We start from the raw sequence: 13,555 nt of genomic DNA on the forward strand, positions 1-13,555 counted from the left end.
CTAATTATAAACCTAAAATGGTTTGTTCTGTAATAAAATCTACTACTTTAATTAAGTCTTTTGTTTCTTCAAAAACTTTTAGTTGTCTGTCTGCTCCTGTTCCGTTTTTTAATATTTCAAAAACATATTCAACTTCTTTTCTTGATCCTAATTCATCTAAAACATCATCGACAAATTCAACAAATTCGCGCATCAAAAGTTTTGTTTCAACTTCTTTTTCTAAACCAAAATCAATCATTTTTCCTTCAATTCCGTACCGACCAGCGCGCCATTTATTTTCATTAATTAGCGCTCTGTGATAAATCATAAAGTTTAAATTATGAGTTCTAAGTTTGTGTAATTTAGCAACTAAAGCTTGAATTAATGCAGCAATACAAATGGTTTCATCTACCGTAAGTGGAACATCACAAATTCGTACTTCTATCGTAGGGAAAACTGGGTGAATACGAATATCCCACCATATTTTTTTAGGATTATCAATACATTTAGTCTTCACTAAAAGGTTTACATAGTTTTCATATTGGGCATAATTGTCAAAAACACCCGGAATTCCTGTTCTAGGAAACTTATCAAAAACTTTAGATCTAAAAGATTTAAAACCTGTATTTCTACCTTCCCAAAAGGGTGAATTTGTAGACAAAGCATATAAATGTGGTAAAAAATAACGCATGGCATTTACTAAATGCATCGCCATATTTTTATCTTCCATACCCACATGAACATGCAACCCAAAAATTAAGTTTGATCTTGCGGTGTCTTGCAATTCATCAATAATTTCATGATAACGAGGATTTGAAGTAATCATTTGTGTTTCCCATTTAGAAAATGGATGCGTACCAGCAGCTCCAATTTTATATCCTAAATCGCCTGCAAAAGTTGAAATTGATTTACGTAAATGTGTAATTTGCTCTCTTGCATCCTGAATGTCATTACAAATATTTGTGCCAACTTCCACAACAGCTTCATGCATTTCTGCTTTTACCTGATCATTTAAAACTTTGGATGCATTTATTACAATATGTTGATTATGAGACACTAGCTCCCTTGTAACAGGGTCAATTACTTGATATTCTTCTTCTATACCTAATGTAAATTTCATTGGGAAAAGGTTTATTTAATTAATAATGAGGATAAACAATTTACTTTTTAGTGGCTTTAGTTTTTATTTCCGTTTTTTTAGCCAGTGCTTTTTTTACTGCTACTTTTTTACCATTCGTTTTTTTAAAAGGAATGGCTTTAACGGCCTCTTTTTTAGCAACTACTTTTTTTACTGATGCTTTTTTACAGCTAGCTTTTTCGCAACAATTTGATCTGTAAAAAAAGATCCCCAAGTAAGGTTCATTTGCCCTTTTTTGTATTGTTTTGCTTTTTCAATTGCCATATTTGCAGCATTTTCTAAAATCCATTCAAAATTTTCTGCTCCTAAAGAATTGATATCTGCACCTGGTGCGGGATTGCTAAAATCGATTGCATACGGAATACCATTTGTGCTAATCTTTTTTCAATATATAGATATCAAATTAATTTTAAAAATTTAAAGTGTAAAATTACACAATTTCAATTATTTAGATTCAAAAAAATAAAATTTAAACGCGTACTTTTACGCAATTACAAGCTATTAGAAATCATTATAAATAGAGCTCTTTTATAACATTTATATGATGCATTTGATGTCCAGAAAATAAATAACCCAATGCTCTAACAGACATTTTATTTCCAGACCCAATGCCAATTCTTAACAAAGCTTCCTCAGAAAAACTTTTAAAAAGCAATATGGTACTTTTCCTTAAAACTTCCATTTCGTATAACAAATCGGTATAATCTCTGGCACCCATATTCGCATTCTCCACAAAAAGATCATGATCAAAGCCTGGTAAAGATGTCTTATCATTTCTAGCAAAACACATCGCTCTGTAATTAAAAACCCGTTCAGTATCAATAACATGCTGAATCACTTCTTTTAATGTCCACTTGCCTTCAGCATATGCGAAATTTTGCTTTTCTAAAGGGATACTTTTTAAAACTTTTTCAAACTCTTTTTGAGAATCAATTAAATTATCAATAATCGATTTTTTATTTTCTTCAATACCTATAATGTATTGTTTATAATAAGGTGCGTATTCGTTTTCTGGAATCATCTCAATAGATTTATGTATGTTTGCTAAAATTAATTTAATCATTTTTTATGACAAAATTATTCACCAATATAAAAGAATTAATTCAAATTAGGGATGCTTCTATTCAGAAAGTTTCTGGAAAAGAAATGGGTGTTTTACCAACTTTAAAAAATGCATTTTTATTGATTGAAGATGGTTTTATTAAAGATTTTGGTTTGATGCGTGAAATACCAACTTGTACTTCGGGTGAAACGATAGATTGTGCAGGAAAAATGATCTTACCAACTTGGTGCGATTCTCATACGCATATAGTATTTGCTGGTAATAGAGAGCAAGAGTTTGTAGACAGAATTAATGGTTTGTCTTATGAAGAAATTGCCAATAATGGAGGTGGAATTTTAAATTCAGCTAAAAAATTACAAGCAACTTCAGAGGGCGATTTATACGCTCAATCTGCAAAAAGGTTGGAAGAAGTTATTGCTTTAGGAACCGGTGCCATTGAGATAAAATCTGGTTATGGATTAACGTTGGATGCGGAACTTAAAATGTTACGAGTTATAAAAAAACTTAAAGAAAATTATTCCATTCCTATCAAAGCAACTTTTTTGGGAGCACATGCAATTCCGTCTGAATTTAAAAATAATACAGAAGGGTACATCAATTTAATTATTGAGGAAATGTTGCCCAAAATTGCTGCTGAAAATTTAGCTGAATTTGTAGATACTTTTTGTGAAGTTGGTTATTTTTCTGTGGATGACACTGATCGGATTTTAACAGCTGCAAAAAAATATAATTTAATTGCTAAAGTTCATGCAAATCAGTTTAATAGTATTGGCGGAATTGCCGTTTCCACAAAGCACAAAGCACTATCTGTAGATCATTTAGAGGTTTTAACCGATGAAGATTTAACACATTTAAAAGCATCAGAAACAATGCCTGTTGCGCTTCCCTCCTGTTCTTTTTTCTTGGGAATTCCGTATACACCAGCGCGTAAAATTATAGATGCTAATTTACCGCTAGCACTAGCAACAGATTATAACCCAGGATCTACGCCTTCCGGAAATATGAATTTTGTAATTGCAACTGCATGTATAAAAATGAAAATGACGCCCGAAGAAGCTATAAACGCCGCAACAATTAACGGTGCTTTTGCTATGAATGTGTCCAACGAAGTAGGAAGTATTACAAAAGGAAAATTAGCAAATTTTATCATCACTAAAGAAATACCTTCGTACGGATTTATTCCCTACAGTTTTGGCTCTAATTTAATTGACGAAGTTTATATTAAAGGAAATATATTTTAATGCTTTTTAAAACAATCTCATACATCCAATTTCTTATAAGATCTACAAATCAGCATGGAGTGCATTCACCTTTTGTATACAATTTTATTACCAAAGGATTGTATACAAAAGAAATCAAAAATAATAGTATTAGTGAGTATTCTGAACTTAAAAAACTTTCTAAAAAAGAACAAAAAGTATTCTCGAAAATTATAGCATATTTTAAGATTGATCAACTTTATTTTGATGTTAAATCCTCAAATAAATCCGAAGATAAAGAATACAAAATCATTTATTTCAAAACCATAGAGAAAATCCAATCATTAAAATTAAATACCTTTAAAACAAAAGATATTCTTATTATTCACGGAATTCATCAACAGAAAAAAACAACTTTAAGGTGGCAAGAAATCATCAAAAGTAAAGAGGCAAAAGTTACCATCGATTTATTTTATTTTGGATTGATATTCTTCAGAAAAGAACAAGTAAAAGAACATTTTAATATTAGGGTTTAAAAGATTTACTTATTTATTCGTGTAATTGTTTAAGTGTTAAACTTTGCTAACGTTTCCCATTACAACTTTCAAACTTTGTAACTTTGCTACTTTACAAACTTTCAAACTTATTAAAATGAAAATATACACAAAAACTGGAGATACAGGAACCACCTCATTATTTGGTGGTACACGAGTAAAAAAATACAATTTACGCATAGATAGTTACGGAACTGTAGATGAATTAAACTCTTATATTGGTTTAATTAAAGACCAAGAAATTAGCATTACAATAAAAGATTCTTTATTGAAAATTCAGAATGAATTATTCACTTTAGGAAGTATGTTGGCAACTCCGCCAGATAAAGAAACCCTAAAAAATGGAAAAGAGCGATTAAATATTCCTAAAGTTGACGAAAATTCTATCCTTTATTTAGAAAATGAAATTGATAAAATGGATGCAGAACTTCCTCAAATGACTCATTTTATTTTGCCTGGAGGACATCAAGCTGTGTCATTTTGTCACATTGCAAGGTGCGTTTGCAGACGAGCGGAACGTTTATCTGTAGAACTAAATGACCATGAAACTTTAAATAATGACATTTTAAAATATTTAAACCGCCTTTCTGACTTTCTTTTTGTGTTGGCACGAAAGTTGTCTAAAGACTTACTAATAGAGGAAATAAAGTGGATTCCCGAGAAAAAATAATGAAGTTCTTTTTTTATTAATGTTATATTTCTTAAAAAAGACTTGCGTAATTGAGTAAAAAAATTATTTTTGCACAAAATTAAACAATTAAGAAATGTATTGGACATTAGAATTAGCATCTTATTTAGCAGATGCGCCCTGGCCGGCGACCAAAGACGAGTTAATAGATTATGCCATTAGAACTGGTTCTCCATTAGAGGTAGTAGAAAACCTACAAGATATGGAAGATGAAGGTGATGCATATGATTCAATTGTTGAAATTTGGCCAGATTATCCTACCGAAGATGATTATCTTTGGAATGAGGATGAATATTAAATAAAACAATTAAAATATAAAAAGTCTCTAAAGGGGCTTTTTTTTTTGTTTTCTTTTTAGGAAGAAAAAGATATTTATTTATCAAGCTTTTAAAAACTTGATTTACAGTAAAATAATAAAGCTAATCATTTTTAGCTTCTAAACCATTTAAGTACAATGAGCATTTTAAATTCAGTTATAAAACTTTTTGTGGGTGATAAACAACAAAAAGATTTAAAAATTTTACAACCAATTGTAGAAGCAGTAAGAAAGTTTGAAGCAGAAATTTCTAAACTTTCTCACGATGAATTAAGGGCAAAGACACAAGAGTTTAAAGATAAGATTAAAGTTGCAACAAAAATATTTGATGATAATATCAGTGCTTTAGAAATAGAAGCTAAAAATGCTGATATTGACAGACAAGAAGATATTTATGCAGAAATTGATACTTTAAAAGATGAAGCATACAAGGTTTCTGAGGAAACCCTATTAAATATAATGCCAGAAGCATTTGCCGTAATCAAAGAAACTGAAAAACGTTTTGTAAATAATAAAGAAATTGAGGTTACTGCAACTCCATTTGACAGAGAATTATCAGGAGAAAGAGATCATGTTTCATTAGAAGGCGACAAAGCTTTTTGGGCAAATTCCTGGGATGCTGCTGGTAAGCCTGTTGTTTGGGACATGATTCCTTATGACGTTCAGTTAATTGGTGGTTCTGTTTTACATCAAGGTAAAATTGCTGAAATGATGACTGGAGAAGGAAAAACATTGGTTTCTACGTTACCCGTTTATTTAAACGCATTAACGGGAAATGGAGTTCACCTTGTTACCGTAAATGATTATTTGGCAAAACGTGATAAAGCATGGATGGGACCTATTTTTGAGTTTCATGGTTTATCTACAGATTGTATCGATTACCATCAACCAAATTCTGATGCTCGTAGAAAAGCATACAACGCAGATATTACATACGGAACCAATAACGAATTCGGATTTGATTATTTACGTGATAATATGGCTAGTTCTAAAGACGATTTAGTTCAAAGACCTCCAAATTATGCAATTATCGATGAAGTAGACTCTGTTTTAATTGATGATGCTAGAACTCCGTTAATAATTTCTGGACCTGTTCCTCAAGGAGACAGACATGAATTTAACGATTTAAAACCATTAGTTGCAGATATCGTTTCAATACAAAGCAAACATTTAATAAGCGTTTTAGCAGGAGCTAAAAAATTAATTGCAGACGGAAATATCAAAGATGGTGGTTTCCAATTGTTAAGAGTTTACCGAGGTTTACCTAAAAATAAAGCATTAATTAAGTATTTATCGCAAGAAGGTATAAAACAAATCTTACAAAAAACAGAAAATTATTACATGGCAGACAACAACAAGTTGATGCCAGAAGTTGATGAAGATTTATTGTTCGTTGTTGAAGAAAAAAACAATCAAATTGATTTAACCGATAAAGGAATTGCTCATTTATCAGATAAAACTGAAAATGATAATTTCTTTGTTTTACCAGATATTGGTGTAAAAATTGGAGAAATTGATACGGCTGATACTACATCCGAAGAAAAAGTGTCTCAAAAACAAGAACTTTACAACGATTTCAGCATCAAAAGCGAGCGTATTCACACCATGAATCAACTTTTAAAGGCATATACGGTTTTTGAAAAAGATGTTGAATATGTTGTGATGGAAAATAAAGTAATGATTGTTGATGAGCAAACAGGACGTATCATGGATGGTCGTCGTTATTCTGATGGATTACATCAAGCAATTGAAGCTAAAGAAAATGTAAAAATTGAAGATGCTACTCAGACTTTTGCAACCGTAACTTTACAGAATTACTTTAGAATGTACAGAAAGCTTTCTGGGATGACTGGAACTGCGGTTACAGAAGCAGGTGAGTTATGGGAAATTTACAAATTAGACGTTGTAGAAATTCCTACAAATAAACCGATTCAGAGAGATGATCAAGAAGATTTAGTTTATAAAACTGCGCGTGAAAAATACAATGCAGTCATTGAAGATATCGTGAAATTAGTTGAGCAGAAACGACCAGTTTTAGTGGGTACAACTTCTGTAGAAATATCAGAATTATTGGGTAGAATGTTACAAATGCGTAAAATTCCACATAATATTTTAAATGCAAAATTACACAAACGTGAAGCGAATGTTGTTGCTGAAGCTGGTAAACCTGGCGTTGTTACAATTGCGACAAACATGGCGGGACGTGGAACCGATATTAAACTTACCGAAGATGTTAAAAAAGCGGGTGGTTTAGCAATTATTGGTACAGAAAGACATGATTCTAGACGCGTAGATAGGCAGTTAAGGGGACGTGCAGGAAGACAAGGTGATGTTGGGTCAACACAGTTTTATGTAGGTTTAGATGACAATTTAATGCGTCTTTTTGGTTCTGAAAGAATTGCCAAAATGATGGATAGAATGGGTTTAAAAGAAGGTGAAGTAATTCAGCATTCTATGATAACAAAATCTATTGAAAGAGCGCAAAAGAAAGTTGAAGAAAATAACTTTGGTATTAGAAAACGTTTATTAGAATATGATGATATCATGAACGCGCAACGTTCTTTTGTTTACAAAAGAAGACGTAACGCTTTAGACGGAAAACGTTTGCAAGTTGATATTGCAAATATGATTTTTGATACCTGCGAATCTATCATCAGCAGTAATAAGGCTGTGAAAGATTTTCAAAATTTTGAGTTTGAATTGATTCGTTTTTCTTCTATGACTTCTCCTTTTTCTAAAGAAGAATTTGAGAAATTACCAGAAAGAGAGTTAACAGATAAATTATATGATATTGTATCAAAACATTACAAAACTAAAATTGAAAGAAATGCAGTTTTAGCTTTCCCCGTAATTAAGGATGTTTTTGAAAATGAAGGCGATAAATATGAACGAATTGTAGTTCCCTTTACAGACGGTACTAAATCTTTACAAGTTGTAACTAACTTAAAAGAAGCTTATGAAAGTGCAGGAAAAAGCCTAGTAACTGATTTTGAAAAGAACATTACGTTAGCAATTATTGATGAAAACTGGAAAGATCATTTACGTAAAATGGATGAACTAAAACATTCGGTTCAAAATGCATCTTATGAGCAAAAAGATCCTTTGTTAGTTTACAAATTTGAAGCTTTTGAATTGTTTAAGAAAACGGTAGATGAAATTAATAAAGAAGTTTTATCCTTCTTATTTAAAGGTGAATTGCCTGCACAAGATAGAAAACAAATTTCTGAAGCTAGAAGCCAAAAAAGAGAACGTTTAAATACCACCAAAGCTGATGTTCAAAACTCTACAGAACAAGCTATTCAAAACTCTAGAAAACAACCGCAAGAACCTGTTGAGACTATTGTAAGAGATCAGCCTAAAATTGGTAGAAATGAAAAAGTTACCATTAAACAGGTAATAAGTGGAGAACAAAAAGAAGTGAAATTTAAACAAGCGATTCCTTTAATTGAAAAAGGAGAATGGGTAATTGTTAATAATTAATCGACATAATAGTAAAGAGTTCTCGATACAATTTTTCGAAAAAAAGTAAAATTATTCGATCAATTAAATTCTTTAAAAACTAAAAATCCGTTAAGAAATTTCTTAACGGATTTTTACTATTTATATTGATTTATAAATACTAAGAATTTAAAATTTAATCAAATTTAGTATTCATTTTTAAGTAATCTAAAAACTCTCTTTTTGTGTCCTTTTCTTTGAATTTACCACCAAATTCTGCGGTAATTGTAGAACTTTCGATATCTTTAATTCCTCTTGAATTTACACACAAATGTTTTGCATCAATTACACAAGCAACATCTTGCGTGCCCAAAGCTTCTTGCATTGCTTGCACAACTTGCATTGTTAACCGCTCTTGAACTTGTGGTCTTTTAGAAAAATACTCTACAATTCTGTTCATTTTTGATAAACCAATTACTTTTCCATCAGAAATATAAGCAACATGCGCTCTACCAATAATTGGCAATAAATGATGTTCGCAAGTAGAATACACAACAATATTTTTTTCTACCAACATTTCGCCATAACTGTAGTTATTTTCAAAAGTTGATGGTTTTGGCATATTCTTAGGATTCAATCCCATAAATAGTTCATTTACAAACGCTTTTGCAACTCTTTTTGGAGTTCCTTGTAAACTATCATCTGTTAAATCCATCCCTAAAGTGTTTAAAATATCTTTAACACTTTCTTCGATTTTTTTAATCTTTTCTTCATCAGAAATATCAAAAGCATCTGGTCTTATCGGGTTTTGTGCCGAGGTTCCCACATGGTTTTCTCCTATTTCATTAATTCTTTCGTCATTCATTTTGCTGCTCAATTCAAACATTTCAATCGTTATTAAGGTGCAAATTTACGTGTTTGCATCGTATTATTTTAATTTTTATATCAATTATAATTATTATTCAATAGACTTCAACAAGCCTAATTTAACATTTTTAAAATCAATTAAGCTTTTGCTCTTTATTCATAACTGATTGAATACTATTTTAACCAATTATTTTAAAATTTAACTGATACTTCAATCAGCGAGTTATTACAGTACAATCTCAAAAAGAGCATTTAACAAAATTTTAAAAACTACTTAAATACCAATTTAAAAAAGGCTTATCAGTAGAAACTTATCCAAACTTATTTAAAAGGACTATTTTAATTTTTCTACTAATTCTGATAACGAACAATCAATTTGATCACCTGAAATCATATTTTTTAAGGTGAAAACATCATTTTCTACACTAGAAACTACAAATTTAATTTCTCTAGTAGTAACATATTTCCATTGTCGTTTTTGTTGCTTGTTACTTTCACCTAAATCAGGATAAAACTCTGATTTTATATTATTTTCTCTTAAAAATTTTAACGCTTTCATTTTAAGTAGATCAGTAGCTGCATCAAAATTTAAGAAAACAACTTTTGGTTTTGGGTTATCTACCGTTTTGAACAAGCCTAGCTCTTCTAAAACTAAATAAATTCTATCTAATCCAAAAGAAATTCCCACTCCAGAAACATCCTTCAAACCAAAGATTCCTGTTAAATCATCATATCTTCCACCGCCGCCAATTGAGCCCATATTGACACCTTTTGGCGCTGATACTTCAAAAATTGCACCCGTATAATAATTTAAACCTCTTGCTAGTGTTACATCAACCTCTAAATTAGCCGATTCTAAACCTAAAGAATCAACTGCATGTATTACAAAATGCAACTCTTCTACTCCATTTTTTCCTTCTTCAGATGTTTGCAACATACTTTCTAAAGAAGCTAATTTGTCTAAATTTGAACCCGTAAAATTAAATAACGGTTGTACTTTTTCAATAGCTTCTTCCGTAATTCCTTTTGAGAGCATTTCTTTTACAACGGCATCTTTCCCTATTTTATCTAACTTATCTAAAGCAACCGTAAAATCGATTAATTTATCCTGCGCGCCGATAACTTCTGCAATTCCTGATAAAATTTTTCTATTATTTATTTTAATAATTGTCTTTGATAAACCTAGTTTACTAAAAACGGTATCGTATAATTGAATAAATTCTACTTCTTGCCATAAAGATGTACTACCAACAACATCTGCATCACATTGAAAAAATTCTCTAAAACGTCCTTTTTGTGGTCTGTCTGCTCTCCAAACAGGTTGCACTTGATATCTTTTAAAAGGGAACGTAATTTCATTTTGATGTTGCACAACATATCTTGCAAAAGGCACCGTTAAATCGTAACGCAATGCTTTTTCTGATATTTGAGAAGTTACTTTTAAACTATCTTTTTCTGATAACGATTTATCATCAGCCTTGGCTAAATAATCCCCAGAATTCAAAATTTTAAAAATAAGCCGATCACCTTCTTCACCATATTTACCCATTAAAGTTTCTGAATTTTCAAAACTCGGAGTTTCTATTGGTTGAAAGCCGAAAGTTTCAAAAGAAGCTTTAATCGCATTCATGATATACGTTCTATTTGCTACTTCTGTTGGCGAAAAATCTCTTGTTCCTTTTGGTATGCTGGGCTTCATAAAAATTAGTTATCAGTGTTCTTTTATCAATTATTTTTATTTACCAATCTATTTTTTATTGATAAATGATACTTAGCTTTTGACAATTTATGCCACAAATATCGTTAAAAAGGAGTAAAATTACTTAGTAGAATCGGTTTTATTTAATTGCTTTAACATAAACAATGAGGCGTTTAACTCAAAACCAAGTAACAAAATAATTGCATTTAACCAAACAAATAACATTAAGATTAATAAAGTACCAATTGAACCATATAACTGATTGTATTGTGCAAATTTAACTACATAAATTCCAAATAAATAAAAAGTAAATAAAGACAAAATAGTCGTTAGAATTGCTCCTGCGGAGAAGAATTTTACTTGTTTTACTTGTTTTGTTCCATACCTAAATAACAAAGAGACTGTTGTGAAAATCATAATTAAAAACAGGATGTTTTTACCGTAGTTTAGCAGATTTAAATCTTCTGTATTTAGCCAACCTTTATCATTCATTTTTGTTAATGCTACTTGATATAAAATCACTAAAGTTATTGTGATAATTAAAAATAAAGAGATTAATAAAGAAACTGCTAATGAAATTAAATAGGCTTTAAAAACGTTACGATTATCGCTTACATGATAGGAGTATTCAAAACCACCAAAAATAGCATTGATGCCGTTTGTCATTAAGAGGATAGAACCTAAGAATCCGAAAGATAATAAACCCCCATATTGATTATTTGTAATATCAATTAAAACAGAATCGACAGCTTCGAACGTTTGCGGTGGCAAAACATCTTTGATAAATGAAAATAAACCTTCGGGAAAACCTTCTATTGGGATATATGGAATTAACGTTAAAATAAATAGCATAAAGGGAAAAATTGCCATAAAAAAACTAAATGCAATTCCGCCAGCACGCGATGTTAATGCTCCTCTAATTATACCAATACCATACATCTCTAGAACGTCGTACAAAGACATTCCTTCTAAACCTGGTATTTTTATTTGTTTCCCAAATTTTACCAATAAATTTAAAATTGGTACTTTAGAGAGGTTCTTTTCTATTTCTTTTGTCATTTAATTAAGGGCAAAGTTTCAAAATTACATGGAGTAGCAAGGTTCAAAATTAATTTTATTTTGATTTAATACTTCTTATAAAACTTGATAACATTCTTTCTATTTCTTTAGATAATTCATGTAATTCATCAAATTTTTCTGAATAAAATCTAAATTAAAAGCAATTTCTAATTGAGCTTTTAATTCAAAAGTGACGCAATTGCAATATTCAAAAAACAAAGATAATCATTCAAACCTTCTCTTACATAACCTTCAGAAATATTACTAGGAATAGAAACAGTAGATCTTCTTAACTGAGACGCTAAATCAAAAGTTTCTTCTTTTGGAAAAGGTTTTTGAGACTGTATAAATTTCCGTAATAAAACTCATACATTTTGCCAGACTAATACATCTCTAAATGTCTTCATATCTTTTTTAAAAGTTAGAAAATTAACTATAATTGCAAAAGTACAAAGAGTAGCCTGTGACTATGCATCGTTGGAACTTTAGCATGCTGTTATTCTATATTTACTTTATTTAAATTTAAAAATATTTCTTTAAAAATCACATTTTTATCATTATTGGCTAAGGAATCTTTTAAAAATATAAAGTCTGCACCAACCGCCAAGCTTGCTAAAAGACCATAACTCTCATTAAAGACTAAGGCTCTATTATGACTTGTAACTTCTTTTGTTTGATACATTTTAAACGCTAAGCTTTTAGACTTGTATGGGTTTTTTTGAACGAGAAAAGTATCAATGTCGGTTATTAAAAAATCACGATCAAGATTATATTTCAAATCTATACTTTTAATAGAATCTTGGGAGTATTGATATTTAAAAATCTTTAAATCACCTTTTTTATTGATATTCAACTTTAGTTTTTGAATGCTATCATTTTGCAAAGAATAACTAAAAACCAAAATATTCTTCTGCTCGCTTTCACAAGAAAAAACAACAAAAATCACTACTAATACATAAAATTTTACATTTTTCATTCTATACTAATTTTATATGCTGATAAAAGCCCTGCAATATTTTCTTTGCTAAACTTTGCTCCTTTTAAATTATTTTTCTCTGGATTGATATTAAAATTAAACGCTGTCCTAAAGTCTGACTTTTCCAAATTACTGTTTTCAAAAATAGCTTCCCTTAAGTCACAATTATCTATAATTGAACCAGATAAATTAGTTTCTGTAAAATCTACTGCTTCTAAATTACAATTTCTGAATTTTGTTTTCTGAATTTTTAACTGATAAAATGATGAGAAATTTAACTGACATTCCTTAAACGAAAGCTGTAATAAAAACGCATCACATTCATTAAATTTCACACCCAATAATTTACAATTTATAAAATATACATCCTTAAAAGCGTTGTGTTTTACAGCAGTATTACTTAAATTACAATCTATAAATACGCATTCTACAAACTGAATATTTGAAGCACGAATACCCTCAAAATTACAATTTATAAATGTACAATTATCGTATTCTCCTTTGTTGATTGTTGTTTTTCTAAAATCAATTTTTGAGAATTCTTCACTTTCAAAATAATCATCCATCTTTTATTTGTTC

General features: G+C 30.1%; 13 protein-coding genes. 5 read left to right on the plus strand and 8 right to left on the minus strand.

Features of this window, described 5'->3' with window-relative positions; genetic code table 11:
* Window positions 1-4: 4 nt before the first annotated feature.
* A complete protein-coding gene (locus BST83_RS08085) occupies window positions 5-1,099 on the minus strand; it encodes a carboxylate-amine ligase (RefSeq protein WP_104809345.1) in 1,095 nt (364 codons plus the stop codon).
* Between the two features lie 529 nt (window positions 1,100-1,628).
* Window positions 1,629-2,180, minus strand: coding sequence for a DinB family protein (locus BST83_RS08095; protein ID WP_240614703.1), 552 nt, complete (start codon window positions 2,178-2,180; stop codon window positions 1,629-1,631).
* 5 nt (window positions 2,181-2,185) lie between these two features.
* Here BST83_RS08095 and hutI point away from each other — a divergent pair, with 5 nt between their 5' ends.
* The 5 genes from hutI to secA all read left to right on the plus strand — a co-directional run bounded on the left by hutI (window position 2,186) and on the right by secA (window position 8,417).
* Complete coding sequence (gene hutI / locus BST83_RS08100; RefSeq protein WP_104809346.1) at window positions 2,186-3,421, plus strand: imidazolonepropionase; 1,236 nt, start codon at window positions 2,186-2,188, stop codon at window positions 3,419-3,421.
* A complete protein-coding gene (locus tag BST83_RS08105) occupies window positions 3,421-3,915 on the plus strand; it encodes a hypothetical protein (protein ID WP_104809347.1) in 495 nt (164 codons plus the stop codon). The genes hutI and BST83_RS08105 overlap by 1 nt, the downstream gene beginning before the upstream one ends.
* A 115-nt stretch (window positions 3,916-4,030) precedes the next feature.
* A complete protein-coding gene (locus BST83_RS08110; RefSeq protein ID WP_104809348.1) occupies window positions 4,031-4,603 on the plus strand; it encodes a cob(I)yrinic acid a,c-diamide adenosyltransferase in 573 nt (190 codons plus the stop codon).
* 94 nt (window positions 4,604-4,697) lie between these two features.
* A complete protein-coding gene (locus tag BST83_RS08115; protein WP_091892486.1) occupies window positions 4,698-4,919 on the plus strand; it encodes a DUF2795 domain-containing protein in 222 nt (73 codons plus the stop codon).
* Window positions 4,920-5,075: 156 nt separating this feature from the next.
* Window positions 5,076-8,417, plus strand: coding sequence for a preprotein translocase subunit SecA (gene secA, locus BST83_RS08120; RefSeq protein WP_104809349.1), 3,342 nt, complete (start codon window positions 5,076-5,078; stop codon window positions 8,415-8,417).
* Window positions 8,418-8,571: 154 nt separating this feature from the next.
* Here secA and folE read toward each other — a convergent pair whose 3' ends face one another.
* The 6 genes from folE to BST83_RS08150 all read right to left on the minus strand — a co-directional run bounded on the left by folE (window position 8,572) and on the right by BST83_RS08150 (window position 13,542).
* The gene (gene folE / locus BST83_RS08125; RefSeq protein WP_240614704.1) at window positions 8,572-9,240 is read right to left on the minus strand and encodes a GTP cyclohydrolase I FolE; all 669 of its coding nucleotides are present in this window, start codon (window positions 9,238-9,240) and stop codon (window positions 8,572-8,574) included.
* A gap of 336 nt (window positions 9,241-9,576) precedes the next feature.
* A complete protein-coding gene (gene hisS, locus BST83_RS08130; protein ID WP_104809351.1) occupies window positions 9,577-10,941 on the minus strand; it encodes a histidine--tRNA ligase in 1,365 nt (454 codons plus the stop codon).
* Window positions 10,942-11,061: 120 nt separating this feature from the next.
* Window positions 11,062-12,000, minus strand: a complete 939-nt coding sequence (locus tag BST83_RS08135) for a YihY/virulence factor BrkB family protein (RefSeq protein WP_104809352.1) — start codon at window positions 11,998-12,000, stop codon at window positions 11,062-11,064.
* A 179-nt stretch (window positions 12,001-12,179) separates the two neighbouring features.
* Window positions 12,180-12,347, minus strand: coding sequence for a four helix bundle protein (locus tag BST83_RS20640; RefSeq protein ID WP_240614819.1), 168 nt, complete (start codon window positions 12,345-12,347; stop codon window positions 12,180-12,182).
* Between the two features lie 149 nt (window positions 12,348-12,496).
* Window positions 12,497-12,976 carry a hypothetical protein gene (locus BST83_RS08145; protein WP_104809353.1) on the minus strand — a complete coding sequence of 160 codons (480 nt, stop codon included), beginning with the start codon at window positions 12,974-12,976 and terminating at the stop codon, window positions 12,497-12,499.
* Window positions 12,973-13,542, minus strand: a complete 570-nt coding sequence (locus BST83_RS08150) for a pentapeptide repeat-containing protein (RefSeq protein WP_104809354.1) — start codon at window positions 13,540-13,542, stop codon at window positions 12,973-12,975. Before BST83_RS08150 ends, BST83_RS08145 begins: the two co-directional genes overlap by 4 nt.
* Window positions 13,543-13,555: the final 13 nt, after the last annotated feature.

Origin of the sequence: Polaribacter filamentus (assembly GCF_002943715.1) — a bacterium.
Taxonomy (GTDB): domain Bacteria; phylum Bacteroidota; class Bacteroidia; order Flavobacteriales; family Flavobacteriaceae; genus Polaribacter; species Polaribacter filamentus.

What these genes read in the sequence shown, in the direction of transcription:
- BST83_RS08085 (WP_104809345.1), bottom strand. Translation starts at nt 1,099, where the DNA reads ATGAAATTTACATTAGGTATAGAAGAAGAATATCAAGTAATTGACCCT.
- BST83_RS08095 (WP_240614703.1), bottom strand. Translation starts at nt 2,180, where the DNA reads ATGATTAAATTAATTTTAGCAAACATACATAAATCTATTGAGATGATT.
- hutI (WP_104809346.1), top strand. Translation starts at nt 2,186, where the DNA reads ATGACAAAATTATTCACCAATATAAAAGAATTAATTCAAATTAGGGAT.
- BST83_RS08105 (WP_104809347.1), top strand. Translation starts at nt 3,421, where the DNA reads ATGCTTTTTAAAACAATCTCATACATCCAATTTCTTATAAGATCTACA.
- BST83_RS08110 (WP_104809348.1), top strand. Translation starts at nt 4,031, where the DNA reads ATGAAAATATACACAAAAACTGGAGATACAGGAACCACCTCATTATTT.
- BST83_RS08115 (WP_091892486.1), top strand. Translation starts at nt 4,698, where the DNA reads ATGTATTGGACATTAGAATTAGCATCTTATTTAGCAGATGCGCCCTGG.
- secA (WP_104809349.1), top strand. Translation starts at nt 5,076, where the DNA reads ATGAGCATTTTAAATTCAGTTATAAAACTTTTTGTGGGTGATAAACAA.
- folE (WP_240614704.1), bottom strand. Translation starts at nt 9,240, where the DNA reads ATGAATGACGAAAGAATTAATGAAATAGGAGAAAACCATGTGGGAACC.
- hisS (WP_104809351.1), bottom strand. Translation starts at nt 10,941, where the DNA reads ATGAAGCCCAGCATACCAAAAGGAACAAGAGATTTTTCGCCAACAGAA.
- BST83_RS08135 (WP_104809352.1), bottom strand. Translation starts at nt 12,000, where the DNA reads ATGACAAAAGAAATAGAAAAGAACCTCTCTAAAGTACCAATTTTAAAT.
- BST83_RS08145 (WP_104809353.1), bottom strand. Translation starts at nt 12,976, where the DNA reads ATGAAAAATGTAAAATTTTATGTATTAGTAGTGATTTTTGTTGTTTTT.
- BST83_RS08150 (WP_104809354.1), bottom strand. Translation starts at nt 13,542, where the DNA reads ATGGATGATTATTTTGAAAGTGAAGAATTCTCAAAAATTGATTTTAGA.